At 66.9% G+C, this 15,818-nt stretch carries 15 protein-coding genes and 1 tRNA gene; 4 read left to right on the top strand and 12 right to left on the bottom strand.

Features of this window, described 5'->3' with window-relative positions; genetic code table 11:
* The first annotated feature begins 96 nt into the window (after positions 1-96).
* Both hfq and hflX read left to right on the top strand, forming a co-directional pair.
* Entirely contained in the window at positions 97-588 is a 492-nt protein-coding gene (gene hfq / locus GGR43_RS10595; RefSeq protein WP_188071974.1) for an RNA chaperone Hfq, read from the top strand.
* 27 nt (positions 589-615) lie between these two features.
* Positions 616-1,974 (top strand): GTPase HflX, encoded by a 1,359-nt coding sequence (hflX, locus tag GGR43_RS10590; RefSeq protein WP_188071910.1) that lies wholly within the window; start codon positions 616-618, stop codon positions 1,972-1,974.
* Here the strand turns inward: hflX and mazG are convergent.
* A complete protein-coding gene (gene mazG, locus GGR43_RS10585) occupies positions 1,966-2,751 on the bottom strand; it encodes a nucleoside triphosphate pyrophosphohydrolase (RefSeq protein WP_188071909.1) in 786 nt (261 codons plus the stop codon). The genes hflX and mazG overlap by 9 nt on opposite strands.
* Positions 2,752-2,939: 188 nt before the next feature.
* On the opposite strand from mazG, the gene GGR43_RS10580 reads away from it, so the two are divergent.
* On the top strand, positions 2,940-3,827 hold the full coding sequence (locus GGR43_RS10580) for a quinone oxidoreductase family protein (protein WP_223177395.1): 888 nt from the start codon (positions 2,940-2,942) through the stop codon (positions 3,825-3,827).
* 114 nt (positions 3,828-3,941) lie between these two features.
* On the opposite strand, the gene GGR43_RS10575 is transcribed toward GGR43_RS10580, so the two are convergent.
* The 9 genes from GGR43_RS10575 to GGR43_RS10535 form a co-directional block, all read right to left on the bottom strand.
* Positions 3,942-4,517, bottom strand: a complete 576-nt coding sequence (locus GGR43_RS10575; RefSeq protein WP_246343517.1) for a retropepsin-like aspartic protease family protein — start codon at positions 4,515-4,517, stop codon at positions 3,942-3,944.
* Between the two features lie 57 nt (positions 4,518-4,574).
* The gene (locus GGR43_RS10570; protein ID WP_188071906.1) at positions 4,575-5,366 is read right to left on the bottom strand and encodes an MBL fold metallo-hydrolase; all 792 of its coding nucleotides are present in this window, start codon (positions 5,364-5,366) and stop codon (positions 4,575-4,577) included.
* 1 nt (position 5,367) lies between these two features.
* Positions 5,368-6,174 (bottom strand): TatD family hydrolase, encoded by an 807-nt coding sequence (locus tag GGR43_RS10565; protein ID WP_188071905.1) that lies wholly within the window; start codon positions 6,172-6,174, stop codon positions 5,368-5,370.
* Entirely contained in the window at positions 6,171-7,757 is a 1,587-nt protein-coding gene (gene metG, locus GGR43_RS10560) for a methionine--tRNA ligase (RefSeq protein ID WP_188071973.1), read from the bottom strand. The genes GGR43_RS10565 and metG overlap by 4 nt, the downstream gene beginning before the upstream one ends.
* 194 nt (positions 7,758-7,951) lie before the next feature.
* A complete protein-coding gene (locus GGR43_RS10555; protein WP_188071904.1) occupies positions 7,952-8,920 on the bottom strand; it encodes an AAA family ATPase in 969 nt (322 codons plus the stop codon).
* Entirely contained in the window at positions 8,917-9,561 is a 645-nt protein-coding gene (tmk, locus tag GGR43_RS10550) for a dTMP kinase (RefSeq protein ID WP_188071903.1), read from the bottom strand. The genes GGR43_RS10555 and tmk overlap by 4 nt, the downstream gene beginning before the upstream one ends.
* Positions 9,558-10,721, bottom strand: a complete 1,164-nt coding sequence (locus tag GGR43_RS10545) for a D-alanyl-D-alanine carboxypeptidase family protein (protein ID WP_188071902.1) — start codon at positions 10,719-10,721, stop codon at positions 9,558-9,560. The genes tmk and GGR43_RS10545 overlap by 4 nt, the downstream gene beginning before the upstream one ends.
* 42 nt (positions 10,722-10,763) lie before the next feature.
* Positions 10,764-11,699: a septal ring lytic transglycosylase RlpA family protein gene (locus GGR43_RS10540; protein ID WP_246343515.1), complete on the bottom strand. Its 936-nt coding sequence runs from the start codon at positions 11,697-11,699 to the stop codon at positions 10,764-10,766.
* A complete protein-coding gene (locus tag GGR43_RS10535) occupies positions 11,689-12,801 on the bottom strand; it encodes a lytic murein transglycosylase (RefSeq protein WP_188071901.1) in 1,113 nt (370 codons plus the stop codon). The genes GGR43_RS10540 and GGR43_RS10535 overlap by 11 nt, the downstream gene beginning before the upstream one ends.
* 152 nt (positions 12,802-12,953) lie before the next feature.
* Here GGR43_RS10535 and GGR43_RS10530 point away from each other — a divergent pair.
* Positions 12,954-13,043 (top strand) — tRNA-Ser (locus tag GGR43_RS10530).
* Positions 13,044-13,054: 11 nt separating this feature from the next.
* Here GGR43_RS10530 and GGR43_RS10525 read toward each other — a convergent pair.
* Together GGR43_RS10525 and GGR43_RS10520 are read right to left on the bottom strand one after the other, a co-directional pair.
* Entirely contained in the window at positions 13,055-14,602 is a 1,548-nt protein-coding gene (locus tag GGR43_RS10525) for a class I adenylate-forming enzyme family protein (RefSeq protein WP_223177394.1), read from the bottom strand.
* Between the two features lie 17 nt (positions 14,603-14,619).
* On the bottom strand, positions 14,620-15,678 hold the full coding sequence (locus GGR43_RS10520; RefSeq protein ID WP_188071899.1) for an oxidoreductase family protein: 1,059 nt from the start codon (positions 15,676-15,678) through the stop codon (positions 14,620-14,622).
* Between the last annotated feature and the right edge of the window lie 140 nt (positions 15,679-15,818).

The raw sequence follows: 15,818 nt of genomic DNA, 5'->3' as shown, positions 1-15,818 counted from the left end.
GAAAAGGTCATCCTGCGATAGGCGCAGGACAGGCACGACGTCCGGCAGGGACGCAAGAGCGGGCAACGTCCCGCCAATAAGGAAGGCTTGACCATCATGGCCGACAAGTCGATCGCGAATAACCTTCAGGATATTTTCCTCAACCACCTCCGCAAATCGAAAATTCCCGTGACCATGTTTCTGGTCAAGGGCGTGAAGTTGCAGGGGATCATCACCTGGTTCGACAATTTCTCGGTTCTGCTTCGCCGCGACGGGCAATCCCAGCTCGTCTACAAGCATGCGATCTCCACCGTCATGCCGTCCCAGCCGCTGGACCTCAGCGATATCCGCGCGGTTTTCGCGGAGAATGAGAAGAAGGCGAAGCTGCTTCAGGAAATCTTCCTGCATGCGGTGCAGCGCACCCGCGACCCGGTGACGATGTTCCTGGTCAACGGCGTGATGCTCCAGGGCGAGATCGCCGCCTTCGACCTGTTCTGCATGCTGCTGGAACGGGACGGCATGGCCCAGCTCGTCTACAAGCATGCGATCTCCACCGTCCAGCCCTCGCGCCCGCTCGACCTTTCCGGCGAGCCGAGCGACAAGGAATAAGCCGGTCCTCCGCCATGAGGCCCGCTCATGAGCGTCTTTGAACGCGGCAGCGCCGATGATGTCGCCCGCGGCGCGCGGGCCGTCATCGTGCGCGCCGACGTGCCGGGGCCGGACCGGCGCGACAGCGAGGCGCGGCTGGAAGAGGCCGCCGGCCTCGCGCTCGCCATCGGCATCGACGTGCGCGCGCGCATCGGCTTCCGCGTCCGCCAGATCAAGCCCGCGACCCTCTTCGGCAGCGGGCAGGTGGAGCAGATCGCTGCGCTCGCCGCCGAGCATGAGGCGGAACTGGTCGTCGTCGACAACGCGCTGACCCCGGTTCAGCAGAGCAATCTCGAAAAGGGCACCGGCGCCAAGGTGATCGACCGCACCGGCCTGATCCTCGAAATCTTCGGCGAGCGGGCGGCGACCAATGAAGGCCGGCTTCAGGTGGAACTGGCGCATCTCGATTATCAGGCCGGGCGGCTGGTGCGCAGCTGGACCCACCTTGAACGCCAGCGGGGCGGCTTCGGCTTTCTCGGCGGCCCCGGCGAGACGCAGATCGAGGCCGACCGCCGCATGATCCGCGACCGCATGGCCAAGATCCGGCGCGAGCTGGATCAGGTCACCCGCACCCGCGGCCTGCACCGCGCCCGCCGCCAGCGCGCGCCCTGGCCGGTGATCGCGCTGGTCGGCTATACCAATGCGGGCAAGTCCACGCTGTTCAACCGCATGACCGGCGCCGATGTGATGGCCAAGGACATGCTCTTCGCCACGCTCGACCCGACGATGCGGCAGATCGCGCTGCCGGGGCTGGACAAGGCGATCCTCTCCGACACGGTGGGCTTCGTTTCCGATCTGCCGACCCAGCTCATCGCCGCCTTCCGCGCGACTCTGGAAGAGGTGGTCTATGCCGACCTCATCATCCATGTGCGCGATATCGCCCACCCGGACAGCGAGGCCCAGCGCGCCGACGTGATGGAGGTGCTGGCCGAACTCGGCGTGTCGCCCGAAGGCTTCGGCTCGCAGGACGGGCAGGCGGGCGAGGGCGACATGCCACGCCCCGCCTATCTGGAGCTGTGGAACAAGATCGACCTGCTGCCGCAGGACCGCCGCGCCGAGCTGGAGGCGATCGCCGCGCGGCAGGACAATGTCGTGCTCGCCTCGGCGGTGACCGGGGAAGGGGTGGATGCGCTGCGCCGCGCGATCAGCGACCGGATGACCTCCGGCAATGCGGTGCATCGCGTGACGCTTGCGGCGGGCGACGGCGCCTCGCTCGCCTGGCTGCACGAATATGGCGAGGTGCTGGACGTGCGGGAGGGCGAGGGAGGAAGCCTCTCCCTGTCGGTGCGCCTGTCCGACGCCGCCTTCGCCCGCTTCCGCGCGCGCGGCGAGGCGCCCTCAACCTGACGCGCCTGCGCGCTCCTTCCCCTTGGCCTTCTGCCAAAGCTCTTCCTTCGCATCGAGCGAAAGGGCGGCGAAATCCTCGCCCGCCTGCGCCTCCATCGACCGGAAGCGCCGCTCGAACTTGCGATTGGCCTGCCGCAGCGCCTGCTCCGGGTCGACCTTCATATGGCGCGCCAGATTGACCACCGCGAACAGCAGGTCGCCTATCTCCTCCTCCCGCTCCGGCGCGGAGGCGGCCGCGCGCACCTCCTCCAGTTCCTCCCCGATCTTCGCGATCACGCCTTCGCTGTCCGGCCAGTCGAACCCGGTCCGCGCCGCCCGTTTCTGAAGCTTTTCCGCGCGCAGCAACGCGGGCAGGGCGCTTGCGACCCCGGCAAGGGCGCTGCCGTCCCCGTCCTTCCGCGCGGTCCGTTCCGCCGCCTTGATCGCCTCCCACCCCGGCGTCTCTTCCCCCTCGCCGAAAATATGGGGATGGCGGCGGATCATCTTGGCGCAGATCGCGTCGATCACGTCCTGGAAGGCGAAATGCCCGGCTTCCTCCGCCATACGGGCATGGAATATGGTTTGCAGCAGCAGATCGCCCAGCTCGTCGCACAGCCCCGCCATATCCTTGCGCTCGATCGCGTCGGCAACCTCATAGGCTTCCTCGATCGTATAGGGCGCGATGGTTTCGAAGCTCTGCTGCACGTCCCAGGAACAGCCGCGCTCAGGATCGCGCAGCCGCGCCATGATGGCGATGAGGGGCGTTATGTCGGGCGAAGGGGGCGGGCTTGTGGTCATGCCGACAGGTAAAGGGCATGGGAAGGCCATGGCAAGGGCCTCCTCTCTATTGCATTTGCAAATCCATTCCGTATCGGGGAGGGAGCGGACAGCTCATGGCGCAAGGAAGGACCGATATCTTGCAACGACTCGCCATCAAGGCGGCCCTGCCGGGGCCGGATGGAATCCCGGTCTATGAAGAACGTTCCATGAACGCCAATCCCGCGGAGGGGGAGGAGGTCGTCACCATATTGGCCGCCGCCCTGACCAATCTCGACATCGCGGTCGCCACCGGCCGCCATTATTTCAGCGCCGAGCGCCAGAGTGCGATCATCGGGCAAGAGGCCGTGGCGGTGGACGCGCACGGCCGGCGTCATTTCTATCCGGTGACGTCGCTGGTCAGCCCGTTCGGGTCGATGGCCGAGCGCGCGTGTGCCCGGTCCTCGAAAGCGCTGCCGATACCCGATGGCGTGCCGGATGAACTGGCCGCCGCGCTCGGCAATGCCGGGCTGGCGGCGTGGTTGCCCCTGTCGTGGCGCGCGCGGCTGCAACCGGGGGAGAGCGTGCTGATCCTCGGCGCGACCGGGGCCTGCGGGCTGATCGCGGTCGCCGCCGCCCGGCTGCTGGGCGCGGGCCGCGTCATCGCCGTCGGGCGGAACCGCGCCAAGCTCGATCTGGCCGGGACGCTGGGCGCGGACAGGATGATCGCCGCCGACGACAGCGCGGCGCTTGCCGAAGCGATGCGGAATTGCGGCGAGAACGTCGATGTCATCATCGATTATCTCTACGGCCCGGCGGCCGAGGCCGCGCTGGAGCGGGCGAACGGCGGTGCGCGCATGGTGCAGATCGGATCTCCGCTCGCGTCGGCGATCACGGTTCCGGCGCAGGCGATGCGGCGCCATGGCCTCGATATATTGGGGTTCGCTTATTATCATGCGCCGGTCGAAATGCAGCGGCAGGCCTATGCCGAACTGTGCCGTCATGCGGCGGCGGGGCGCATCCACATCGACCATGAAGCACACCCGATGACGGAGATAGCGAGCCTGTGGCAGCGGCAGAGACAGGGCGGCACGCCGCGCTTCGTGCTGCGTCCTTGACGGAAGGGCGGCGTCGAAACCCGCACAGGGCAAAGAGGGTGTTGAGGCGCACCCAGCGTCACGCCACCGTTAATTCGATAATATATATTATGTTAAATAAAGCGATGTACCGGCTCAGGGCTCCAGCACCATCTCGTTCCGCTCCACCCGCCAGCTTTTCAGGCGCGACAGGAAGTTCATACCGAGCACATTCACCTCGCCGAAGCGGTCGGACACGACGATCGGCAGATCGTTGGTGGTGATCGGACCGAGCGTCAGACCCGCGATCGCCGACCGGCGCGCGGTCACCGCGCCATTGGCCGTCTGCATCACCACGCCCGGACCGTCCATGTCCACGTTCAGCCCGGCCTGACGCGCCATCCCGTCCGATATGGCGGTGATCGTCGCGCCGCTGTCGATCAGGAAGCGCGCGGGCGTTCCGTTGATCTGCCCCTCGGCCCAGAAATGCCCGTCGGGCGCGAGGCTGATGCGCAAGGACTGGCCTTCGGCGCGCTGGTCCGCGATGATCGGCATCTGCGTCCGCGCCTCGCGGCCCCATTCCATGAAATGATGGCGCCAGGAATAAAGCAGCAGCACGGCGCCGAATATGGCGATCCAGACCACCGCCATGCCCAGCGCGCCCCTCAGGCTGAAACGGCGTGAGACAAGCGCCGAGCCGACCAGAATCAGCGCCAGAAAATACCAAATCATATCAGCGCTTTGTGCACTACTCATTCGATATTCTCCGAACGCTTGCGGTCATGCTCGTCAGACCTGCTCCTGCAAGCCGTCATAGGCGGGCCGCACCTGCGGCGGCAGGATGGAGCAGAGATGGTCATAATCCATGCTCTGGTCCATATGCGTCAGATAGGCCCGTTTTGGCGAGGTCTTTTCGATGGCCTCAAGCGTCTGCGCCAGATGCGAATGGGTCGGATGCGGCGTTTCGCGCAAGGCATCGGCGATCCACAGGTCGAGGCCGGAGAACAGCGCGATCATCTCATCAGTAACGGCATGAAAATCAGTAGCATAGCCGATGGACTTTCCGTCATGCGTGAAGCGGAACCCGGTGGACCAGATCGACCCGTGCGGCATGTCCACATAGGCGATGTCGATATCGCCGATGCGCACCGGCTCCCCCGTCAGCTCATGCCCGGCGAAGATCGGCATATAGCCCTCTCCCCCCTCAAAGGCGTAGGAGAAACGGCGCTGGAGCAGGCGGAGCGTTTGCGGGCGGGCATAGCCGTCTATCGGGTCGCGCCGCTTGAGCACGCGGCGGCGATGGTGAAAGACCTGCCGCATATCGTCGATGCCATGGGTGTGGTCGGCATGGTCGTGCGTCCACAACACCGCGTCGACGCCGATCTTCCCCGTCGCGATCAGCTGTTCCCGCAGGTCGGGCGAGGTATCGACCAGCAGCGCGGTCGTGTCGCTTTCCACCAGCACCGAAACGCGCGTGCGGCGATTCTTCGGATTGGCGGGATCGCAGGCCCCCCAGTCCGGGCCGATGCGCGGAACGCCGGACGAGGTGCCGCAGCCCAATATCGTGACCCGCAATGCCATGTCAGTGCGGCCTTGCCTCCTCCAACTGCGTTTCCACCGGCTGCGCCTTGGTGAAGAGGCGGAAGAAATTCGCCTGGGTGGCGGCGATCAGCGCATCGGCCTCCTCGCCGCGCAGTTGCGCCAGAAAGCGGGCGGTGTCCGCCACGAAGGCAGGCTCGCAAGGCTTGCCGCGATGCGGGACCGGCGCGAGGAAGGGCGAATCCGTCTCGATCAGCAGCCGCTCGATCGGCAGCCGCGCCGCCACCTCCTGCAACGCCTTGGCATTGCGGAAGGTGACGATGCCCGAAATGCTGATATAGAGGCCGAGGTCCAGCGCCGCGTCGGCGAATTCCCCGCTGGCGGTGAAGCAGTGGATCAGGCCCGCATAGCTCCCCTGCTCCATGCCTTCCCGCAGGATCGCCAGCGTATCCTCCTCGGCATCGCGGGTGTGGACGATCAGCGGCAGGCCGGTTTCCTGCGCCGCCATGATATGGCTGCGAAAGCTGGCCTGCTGGCGCGCGCGGTCGCTATGGTCGTAATAATAGTCCAGCCCCGTCTCGCCGATGCCGACAACCCTGGGATGGGCCGCCGCGTCGATCAGCCGCCGGGCGTCGATTTCTGGATGGTCGTCGGCCTCATGCGGATGGATGCCGACGCTCGCCCATATGTCCGGGTGGCGTTCGGCCGTGGCGATGATGTCCGCCCATTCCCGCTCCCGCGTCGAGATGTTGAGCATGCCCGACACCCCGGCTGCATGGGCGCGCTCGATCACCGCGTCCTGATCCTCCACCAGGCCCTTATAGTTGAGGTGGCAATGGCTGTCGATCATGCCACCCCCTCGCCTTCATCGGCGGGCAGGTCGAGCCGGGGAAAAAGAGGCCTGGGTGTGGAAAGGGTGAAACCGCCTTCCTGCAATTGCTTGTACCATGGGCCTGCGATACGGTCATAGGTACGATCATCGCCCCCTATCCCCATCTGGTCGAGCAGCGCGTCGGCGCTCGCCGGGATGACGGGACGGATCGCGATGGCGAGCATGCCGATCGCTTCGTACAGCACCGCGAGCACGCTTTCCATGCGGACCGGGTCGGTCTTGCGCAGCGCCCAGGGCGCCTGCGCGTCGATATAGGCGTTGCAGGCGAACACCGCGCGCAGCCATGCCTCGATCGCCACCGACGGCGCCAGGGCATCGAGCGCGTCGGGCACCGCCCTGGCGCAGGCGGCCAGCACCTCGTCGCGCAGCGCCTTGTCCTCTTCCGTTTCGGCGCCGTCCGCGATCTTCGGCATCGCGCCGTGCAAATTCTTCGCGATGAAGCTCAGCGTGCGCTGGGCGAGGTTGCCGAAGCTGTTCGCCAGATCGCTATTGGCTTTCATAACAATGGCTTCCGGGCTATAGCTGCCGTCATTGCCGAAGGTCACCTCGGACAGCAGGAAATAGCGCAGCTGGTCGACGCCGAAGCGCTCCGCCAATTCCAGCGGGTCGGCCACATTGCCGAGCGACTTGGACATTTTCTCACCGCGATTGAGCAGGAAGCCATGGCCGAAAACGCGCCGGGGCAGCGGGAGTTTCGCGCTCATCAGGAAAGCGGGCCAGTAGATCGCGTGAAAGCGCACGATATCCTTGCCGATGATATGGGTGATATCACCCCCTTCCGCCCAATAGCGCGCCATTCGCTCCCCATCGTCGGGATAGCCGCAGCCGGTCAGATAGTTGGTGAGCGCATCGACCCAGACATACATCACATGGCCGTCGCTGCCCGGCACCTTCACCCCCCAGTCGAAGCTGGTGCGCGACACGCTGAGGTCGGAAAGCCCGCCTTCGACGAAGCGCAGCACCTCGTTGCGGCGGCTTTCGGGCTGGATGAAATCCGGGTTTTCCGCATAGAGGCGCAGCAGCGGCTCCTGATAGCGGGACAGGCGGAAGAACCAGCTTTCCTCGACATTCCATTCGACCGGCGTGCCCTGCGGGGAAAGCTTTTCGCCCTTCTCCCCCTCGGTCAGCTCCTTCTCGTCGTAAAAGGCCTCGTCCCGGATCGAATACCAGCCTTCGTAGCGATCGAGATAGAGGTCGCCATTGTCGGCCATCGCCTGCCAGATCGCCTGGCTGGCGCGGTGATGCTCCGCCTCCGAAGTGCGAATGAAACGATCATAGGATATATTCAGTCTGTCATCCATATCCTTGAAATAAGACGACATCTCATCCGCGAGGACGATCGGCTCCACCCCCCTTCCCCGCGCCGCCTGCGCCATTTTCAGGCCATGTTCGTCGGTGCCGGTCTGGAAGAACACGTCGCGGCCCATCATCCGCTGGAACCGCGCGAAGGCGTCGGTCGCGATGGCCTCATAGGCATGGCCTATATGCGGGCGGCCGTTGGGATAGCTGATGGCGGTGGTAATGGTATAGGGTTTGCCCATGACACTCATGCTTCTTGAAGGAAGCACCGTCTCTAGAGCGTTTTCAAGTCAGATGGAACATCTGACGGCTCGGAAAACGCGGAAAACAAGGAGATTCCAGTCTCTGTCCGGTTCGATCTGAATCGGACAGAACCTAGAGCATTTTCGGCGCAGATGAAAATATCCCGCCCCGATGAAACTCAGGAAAATCCGCGTCAGGCCGCCCGGCTGCCTTCTCCGTCGGCAAGCGAGGCGATGTGGGTGCACAGTTCGAACACCGTCGCCGCCGGATCGAGCGAGAGCAGCACCGCCCCGCCCGCCAGATCGCGGGCCTGCTCCCACGCATGGAGCGCGGCGGCCAGCGCCGGGCCGCTCCGCTTGCGCGCCTCGCCCGCGATGAAGGCGGGCGCCTGCACCAGAAAGGCCTCGTAGCGCGGACGGGCGGGCCGCGTGGCAAGGGCCTTGGCCAGCGCAAGCCGTTCCCGGTTGCTCGCGTCGCCGGTGGCGAGGATGCGGCGCATTGCCGCCAGCATTTCACCGACGCCGAGGCCGGACAGCGCCAGCGCGCGGCCCGGCGAGCCTTCACCCACCCGAATCAGCGCGGCGCGATCCTCCGCGCTCATGTCCGGCGCCTCCCGCGCCAGCACCTCCTCCATCCGCGCATCGTCCAGCGGCGAGAGGCGCAGCAGGCGGCAGCGCGAGCGGATGGTCGGCAGCAGGCGCGAGGGGGCATGGCTCACCAGCAGGAAGATCACGTCGCGCGGCGGCTCCTCCAGGCTCTTGAGCAGCGCGTTGGCGGCGCTGGGCTCCAGATCGTCGGCACTGTCGATCAGGATCACCCGCCTGCGCGAAATGGAAGGCGCGGTGGACAGCAGGCGTCCCAGCGCGCGCACCTGATCGATCGAGATGTTGCGCGCGAGGTCGCCATTGTCCTTCTCCAGCCGGGCCAGCTCGGCATAGTCGGGATGGGTGCGCGCCTCGAACAGGCGGGCGGCCGGATGCGTATCGGGCACGGTCCCGGCCGCCTCCTCGCCCGCCAGCAGGCACAGCGCGATGTCGCGCGCCAGCGCGGCCTTGCCGATGCCCGGCGGCCCGGCGAGGATCCACCCATGGTGGAGCCTGCCGCTGGTTGCCGCCTGCATCATCGCCGACCGGGCGGCGTCATGGCCGACGACGCGGATCACGGCATCAGGTCCGCAAGGGCGGCGAGGATGGACGCATGCACCTCTTCCTTGCCCGCCCCGGTGTCGATGACGCGGAACCGCTCCGGCTCGCGCGCGGCATAGCCCGCGAAGGCCCCCGCCACCTTCTCGTGGAAATCGCGCCCCCGCGCGCCGAAGCGGTCGGGCAGCCCGGCGTCCCGCGCCCCGGCCCGCGTCTGCGCCTGATCGACCGGCAGGGTCAGCAGGAAGGTGCGGTCCGGCATCAGCCCGGCCGAGCCGATGCGGTGCAGCGCCATCATGTCCTCGTCGGCAAGCCCGCTCGCCCCCGATTGATAGGCCCGGTTGCTGTCGACATAGCGGTCGCACACCACCCAGGCGCCGCGTTCCAGCGCCGGGCGGATGACCCGCGCCACATGGTCGGAGCGGGCGGCGGCGAACAGCAGCGCCTCGGCCTGCGGGTTCCAGCGGTCGGCCTCGCCCGACAGCAGCAGCGCGCGAATGGCCTCCGCCCCCGGCGTGCCGCCCGGCTCGCGCGTTTCGACGACCTCAAACCCCCTCGCCCGCAGCGCGCCCGCCAGCAGCGCGAGCTGCGTCGATTTGCCGACGCCCTCGCCCCCCTCCAGCGTGATGAAACGCCCCCTATGGCCGCCCCTTCCGGTCACCCGAAAAAGGATTTCAGGCCGTTCCACAGGCGTCCGAAAAAGCCCGCCTCGGCAACCGCCTCGCCCGCGACGAGCGGCATCACCTGCGGTCCGGTATCGTCCGTGGCGACGATGAGCTGGGCGATCTGCTGCCCCTTGGCGATCGGCGCCTTGATCGGGCCGTTATAGACCACCTTGGCGCGGACATTGCCCGATGCGGTGCGCGGCAGGGTGACGGCAAGGTCGCGCGGGGCGACCAGCGGCACGGTCGTCGCGCTGCCGAGCTGCACCTCCGCCGTTTCGACGATCGCGCCGCGTTTGAACAGCGGCTGCGCGCGCCAGGCGCGGAAGCCCCAGTCCATGAAGCGGACCGATTCCTTGATCCGGTTGCCGGCGCTGTCCAGGCCCGCGACCACCATCACCAGCCGGCGCCCGTCCTGAATGGCGGAGCCGGTGAAGCCAAAGCCCGCCTCCGCCGTATGCCCGGTCTTGAGGCCGTCGGCGCCCGCCACCTTGCCCAATATCGGGTTGCGGTTGTCCTGCGCGATCGCCTGCCCGCCCATGGTCTTGCCCCATGTGAAGGAACGGGTCGAATAGAAGCGCTTGTAGAGATCGGGCGTTTCCAGGATGGTCGCCTCGGCCAGCTTGGCGAGGTCGCGCGCGGTCACATAGGTGCGCCCTTCGTCCGGCCAGCCGTTGCTGGTGCCGAAATGGCTGTTCGACAGGCCGAGGCGCTTGGCTTCCTTGTTCATCAGGTCGGTGAACGCTTCCTCGGTGCCCGCAATGCCCTCGGCCAGCACCACGCAGGCATCATTGCCCGAAAGGGTGACGATGCCGTGCAGCAGATTCTCGACCGAAACCTCCTCGCCGGGCGAGAGGAACATGGTCGACCCGGCCTTGGGGCCGTGCCATTTCTCCCAGGTTTCCGGCCGCACGGTGAATTTCTGGTCCAGCGACAATTCCCCCCGCTGGATCAGCAGGAAGGCGACATGCGTCGTCATCATCTTCGCCATGGAGGCGGGCGGTATGCGCCGGTCGGCATCCTTGTCGTACAGCACCGCGCCGGAGGACAGATCCTTCATGAAGGCGACGGGGGCGGTGCTGTCATAGGATGGGGCACTTGCGGCCAGCGGGGTCGCGGAAACGGATAGAAGCAGCGCTGCGGCAAGTATCTTTTTCATCAAGCTCTCAAAGGTCTGGGACGAATCCGTGGATCGGGATGCTCAGTCGTTTACCACGATCCGCGCGCCATTAAAGCCCGATGCGGCGGCTTGTTCAACCCCGCGCCGGGCCGCCGCCCCATCGCCATAGGGGCCGAGGCGGACGCGCCACACATCGTCCCGTTCCGAAAGATATCCGCCGACGCGCCTGGCCGCCTTGTCCGCCCGCGATCGGGACGAAAAGGCCGCGAGCTGCACCGCATAGCCGGTGAACGATGGCGGCACCGCCTGTTCGCGCGCGCCGATCTTGTCCGGCCCGATCTCGTCGGGCAGCGCATAATCGAGGCGCGGCCCACTGCTCCCTGTGTCGCGGGGGGCCTCGCCATCCCTGCCCTTGACCTGCTTGCGCAGCGCGGAAAGCAGCGCGTCGGGCGCGTCGATCCGGGCGGCGGCGCGCTGGCCCGCGCGCAGCTTCACCCGCTCCTGCTCCGGCGGATTGACCCGGCGCACGCGCACTGCCGCCGCGCCGTCCCCGCTGACGCCCAGCTGCTCGGCCGCGCCGCGCGACAGGTCGATCAGCCGGTCGTTGCTGAACGGGCCGCGATCGTTGACGCGCACCAGGATCGTCCGCCCGGTGTCGAGGGACGTCACCTCGACATAGCTCGGCAACGGCAGGGTGCGATGGGCCGCGCTGATCCCGGCGGGGTTGAACGCCTCGCCATTGGCGGTGACGCTGCCGGACAGCTCCTCGCCATACCAGCTCGCATAGCCCACCTCGTCATAGGTCGGGTCGTCGGCGGGGGTGTAGAGCACGCCGCCCACGCTATAAGGCTGGCCGATCTTGACCGGCAGGTCGCTGACCATTTCGGCCGGCGGCGGCGATGCCGGGAGCGACACGCCCGCCACCGGGCCGCGCCCCTGCCCGCCTTGCGGCATCGCGCAGGACGACAGCCCCAGCAGGACGATGCCGCCCAGCAGCCATTTTCCCTCAATCGTCAACCGCATCCGCCAACAGCCCCACCGAAAGCGCGTAGAAATTGGAACAGTTATAATCGAGAATAACTTGATAATTGCTTGTCAGCAGATAAGCGGTCCTGCCGGGGCCGTCGGGTTCCAGCAGCGTCGCCAGCACGCCGTCGTTCAGGCGTGCGGTTCCCTGCGGTTGCACGCCGAGAGCGCGCCATTCGGCCATGGTGAGCCAGCGGCTGTGCCGTTCGAACACGCGCGGGCAGCGCGGCGGATTCGTGCGGTTGGCGATGGCCGCGCGGTTAAGCGACGCCGGCACGGTCACCGCGATGCCCCAGGGCTGGCCCTTGCGCCACCCGGCATCCACGAAATAATTGGCGATGGAAGCGAGCGCATCGGCCTGGCTGGTCCAGATGTCCGCCCGCCCGTCGCCGTCGCCGTCACGCGCGACGCGCAGATAGACCGAGGGCAGGAACTGCGGATAGCCGGTCGCCCCCGCCCAGCTGCCGACGAGGCGGGAGCGCGGCACGCCCTGATCCAGCATCTTCAGCGCGGCGAGGAATTCCGGCTCGAACAGGCTGCGCCGCCGCCCTTCATAGGCCAGCGTCGCCAGCGAGCGGAGCAAGTCGAAATCGCCGACATAGCTGCCATAATTGGTTTCATGGCCGAAGATCGCGACCATGATCGCCTCCGGCACGCCGGTGTCCCGCTCGATCTGCATCAGCTTGGGCCGGTTCGCGCGATAGGCGGCCTGCCCGCCCTTGATGCGGGCGGCGTCGACATGCTTGCGGCGATAGGGCTCGAACGGCGGGATCGGCGAATCGAACGACCCGCCCGGCTGCGACTGGTCGAGCTGGATGACGCGCGGATTGAAGCTGAGCGTCGGGAACAGGCTGTCCATCGTCGCCGAGCGGATGCCCATCGCGGCGGCCTTCGCGCGCAAGCCGTTGAGATAGGACTGAAAGCCCGCCTGCTCGCCGGTGGTGGAGGTGGTGGCGCCGGAGGGGCCGGAGGAAGGCAGCGGCTGCACGATTTCCTGCGCGCAGGCCCGCGGCGCGATGAGCAGCGCGGCGGGAAGGAGGACCGAACACAGGGCCGCGAGGGCCGTTCTCAACCGGGAAGCAGGATCACTCATCCGCCCCTTGTGGCATAGGCGGCGACGTGTAGGAAAGCCCGAAGGCCGCATTTTTCGCCCTCATGGCCGAAAGTCGGGACGCGCGCGCAAAACAGGCTTGGGTTTTACCCAGCCCCCCGATATGAAGACCCGCCCGCCCCGCGCGGGCATGCGGACAGGTGGCCGAGTGGTTTAAGGCAGCGGTCTTGAAAACCGCCGTGGGTTCACGCCCACCGTGGGTTCGAATCCCACCCTGTCCGCCACCCCCTACGCTTCAATAATGCAACAACACCGCATCCTCCGGCACTTCGCAGTAAAGCGCGCGCAGCGTCCCCTTCGTGATCTTGCCCGACAGGGTGCGGGGCATCGGGTCGGCGTACCGCACCAGATATCTCGGCCGCTTGTAATCGGCCAGCTCCTGCCGACAGCGCAGCAGCAGCCTGTCCATGTCGACCGGCGCGCTACCCGATGCGACGATCATCGGCACCTCGCCCCACCGGGGGTCGGGCACGCCGATGATGCAGAATTCCTCCAGCCCCGGCACGTCGCCCAGCACCTTCTCGATTTCCGCCGGATAGACGTTGAGCCCTCCCGAAATCAGCATGTCCTTCGTGCGGTCGAGGATCTTGAGATAGCCCTCCGCGTCCAGCAGGCCGATGTCGCCGGTGTGCAGCCAGCCCCCGGCCAGCGCCGCCGCCGTCTCCTCCGGCCGGTTGAGATAGCCGGTCATGATCGAGGAGCCGCGCACCCATATCTCCCCTGGCGTGCCGGGCGGCAGCGCGTTGCCCTCGCCATCGACGATGCGCAGGTCGAGATTGGGCATCGGCCGACCGCAAAAGCCCATCTTCCGCTTCGCATCCTCGCCCGCCAGGATGGCGATATGGGACCCGGCCGATTCCGTCTGGCCATAGCCCTGCACCAGTTGCACGCCCCGCGCCTGCCATGCCTCCAGCAGGTGCCGCGTCACCATCGCGCCGCCGGTCAGCGCATGGGTGAGGCTGGAGAGGTCGGTGGAGGCGAAGCGCGGGGATTGCAGCATCGCCTCGAACAGCACGGTCACGCCCTGGACCGAGGTGATCCGCTCACGCTCGATCAGGTCCAGCATCGCCTCGCCGGTCGGCTGGCGCAGGAACCAGGTGGTGCAACCCGAATTGATGCCGTCGCGCATGAAGAAGACCGCGCCCGCCGTATAGGCGAGCGGCATGGGCAGCAGCATTCGCTCGCGAAAGCTGTGGCCGACGAAACAGGCCCGCGCGGCCCCGGCGGCGTAGATGGCGCCATGGCTCAGCATCGCGCCCTTGGGCACGCCGGTGGTGCCGGAGGTGTAGCTGACCAGCGCGATGTCGGCGCCGTCTATGTCGATATCCGGCCGCGCCGCCCCCTTCCGCCGCAATTCCTCCAGCGGCGCCGCGCCGTCCGCCGGATCGGCCGAGAACAGCCGCAGCCCCGGCACATAAGCCAAGGCGTCGGCGACCAGCGGCAGCAGCGCGCTCTCGGTCAGGATCGCCGTCAGCCCGGCATCGGCTATCGGATGGCGGATTTCGGCGGGTGTGTAGCGGATGTTCAGCAGCACGATCGCCGCGCCCGCCTTCATGATCGCATACATGGCCTCGGCGAACTCGACGCGGTTGCGCATCAATATGCCGACCCGGTCGCCCTTGCCGATGCCGAGCGCGGCGAGGCCCGCCGCCATCTCGTCGCTGCGCCGGTCCAGCTCCGCATAGCTGAGGCGCGCGCCGTCCACGTCGATCGCCGTCTTGCCGGGCGTCGTCCGCGCCCAGAAGAGGAGGTTCTGGATCAGATTGTCGCCGCGCACCGCCACGCCCTCGCTCCCTTCCCTCACCATTGCCCGATGAGGTCGAGCGAGCCCAGATCCATGACCGCGGTGGAGAAGCGCTCGGTCATCGTCGCGCAATTCTCCTCCGGTTGCATCTCCGGCGGGCACATCACCCAGCCGATGCCGTGGAGCACGGTGGTGCGATAGGCCAGCCATGCCTCCTCCCGGCTCGGCGGCCGCGCCACGCCGAAACGGCCCAGCGCTTCGAGATAATGGTCGATCAGGTCGCGCTCATGTGCCCGACGGTCCTGCGGCGAAAGCGCCCCGGCCAGGAAATAGCTGACGTCATGCGACCAGTGCGCGATCTGGATCGCCTGCCAGTCGAGCAGCCGCACCTCGCCCGAAGGCAGCACATAGGCCTGGCCGAAATGGCAGTCGCCATGGCACAGCGCCCAGGGCTCGCGGCGGCAATAGTCCTCCAGCACGCGGCGGTGCGCCTTCGCCAGCAGCGCGGGGTCGCGCAGCGCCGGGTCGAGCCTGGCGAAGCGCGGCAGGCGGGAATAGCTGGCCCAGCGCGCATCGTCATAGAGCCAGCCCACCAGGTCATAGGCGTGATGCGACCCGCCCGTGCGCAGCCATTCATTCTCGCGCAGTTCCGGCGCCATCCATGACGCCGCCTGATAGCGGGCGATCGCCTCCAGCGCGCGGGCGACGAAATCGGGCGACCCCGCGCTCAGCAGATCGACGAAATGCGCGCCCGCCTCCAGCAGGTCGTCGAGCACCACCACGCTGTGCCCGTCCGAATCGGACGCGGCATAATGACAGGCCGGCGTGCGCGTCTCGTAGCGGTCGGCATAGTGGCTGTAGTAGAGCGTCTCGCCCGCATAGACGACCTCCAGCCCGTCGCTCTTGCTGTGTGGCTCCATGCCGGATTTCACCCACATCCGCCGTGTCGAGGGAATGTGCGGCGGGTCGAACTCGACCTCGACGTGAATCTTGGTCGCGGTGCCGTGGATGACCTGCAACTGCCGGACGGCGCGGACGCCGGGCAGTATCCGGCGGAACCAGTCCAGATCGACCTCTTCCACGCGCGTCGGAATGCGCACGGCGGTGGCGGCCATAACCCTCTCCTTCCTCGCAAGCCCGCCTCCAATTGGGAGACGCTATCATTTATATGTCAAATGAGATTAAGGATAATTCCTCACATATGTCAATGAACAGACGTGAGGCAATCCAGCGCAGATGCTTGCCTATTTCTGTA

It is taken from the genome of Sphingobium jiangsuense (assembly GCF_014196495.1).
Lineage (GTDB): Bacteria > Pseudomonadota > Alphaproteobacteria > Sphingomonadales > Sphingomonadaceae > Sphingobium > Sphingobium jiangsuense.
The sequence above is the reverse complement of the archived record's forward strand: the minus strand, read 5'-3'. Positions and strand labels throughout refer to the sequence as shown.

Excerpts from the sequence above, each read along its gene's own strand:
- GGR43_RS10575 (WP_246343517.1), bottom strand. The coding sequence starts at position 4,517 with ATGATTTGGTATTTTCTGGCGCTGATTCTGGTCGGCTCGGCGCTTGTC.
- metG (WP_188071973.1), bottom strand. The coding sequence starts at position 7,757 with ATGGGCAAACCCTATACCATTACCACCGCCATCAGCTATCCCAACGGC.
- hfq (WP_188071974.1), top strand. The coding sequence starts at position 97 with ATGGCCGACAAGTCGATCGCGAATAACCTTCAGGATATTTTCCTCAAC.
- GGR43_RS10535 (WP_188071901.1), bottom strand. The coding sequence starts at position 12,801 with ATGAGTGATCCTGCTTCCCGGTTGAGAACGGCCCTCGCGGCCCTGTGT.
- GGR43_RS10565 (WP_188071905.1), bottom strand. The coding sequence starts at position 6,174 with ATGATCGACAGCCATTGCCACCTCAACTATAAGGGCCTGGTGGAGGAT.
- GGR43_RS10545 (WP_188071902.1), bottom strand. The coding sequence starts at position 10,721 with ATGAAAAAGATACTTGCCGCAGCGCTGCTTCTATCCGTTTCCGCGACC.
- GGR43_RS10570 (WP_188071906.1), bottom strand. The coding sequence starts at position 5,366 with ATGGCATTGCGGGTCACGATATTGGGCTGCGGCACCTCGTCCGGCGTT.
- GGR43_RS10520 (WP_188071899.1), bottom strand. The coding sequence starts at position 15,678 with ATGGCCGCCACCGCCGTGCGCATTCCGACGCGCGTGGAAGAGGTCGAT.
- GGR43_RS10580 (WP_223177395.1), top strand. The coding sequence starts at position 2,940 with ATGAACGCCAATCCCGCGGAGGGGGAGGAGGTCGTCACCATATTGGCC.
- hflX (WP_188071910.1), top strand. The coding sequence starts at position 616 with ATGAGCGTCTTTGAACGCGGCAGCGCCGATGATGTCGCCCGCGGCGCG.
- mazG (WP_188071909.1), bottom strand. The coding sequence starts at position 2,751 with ATGACCACAAGCCCGCCCCCTTCGCCCGACATAACGCCCCTCATCGCC.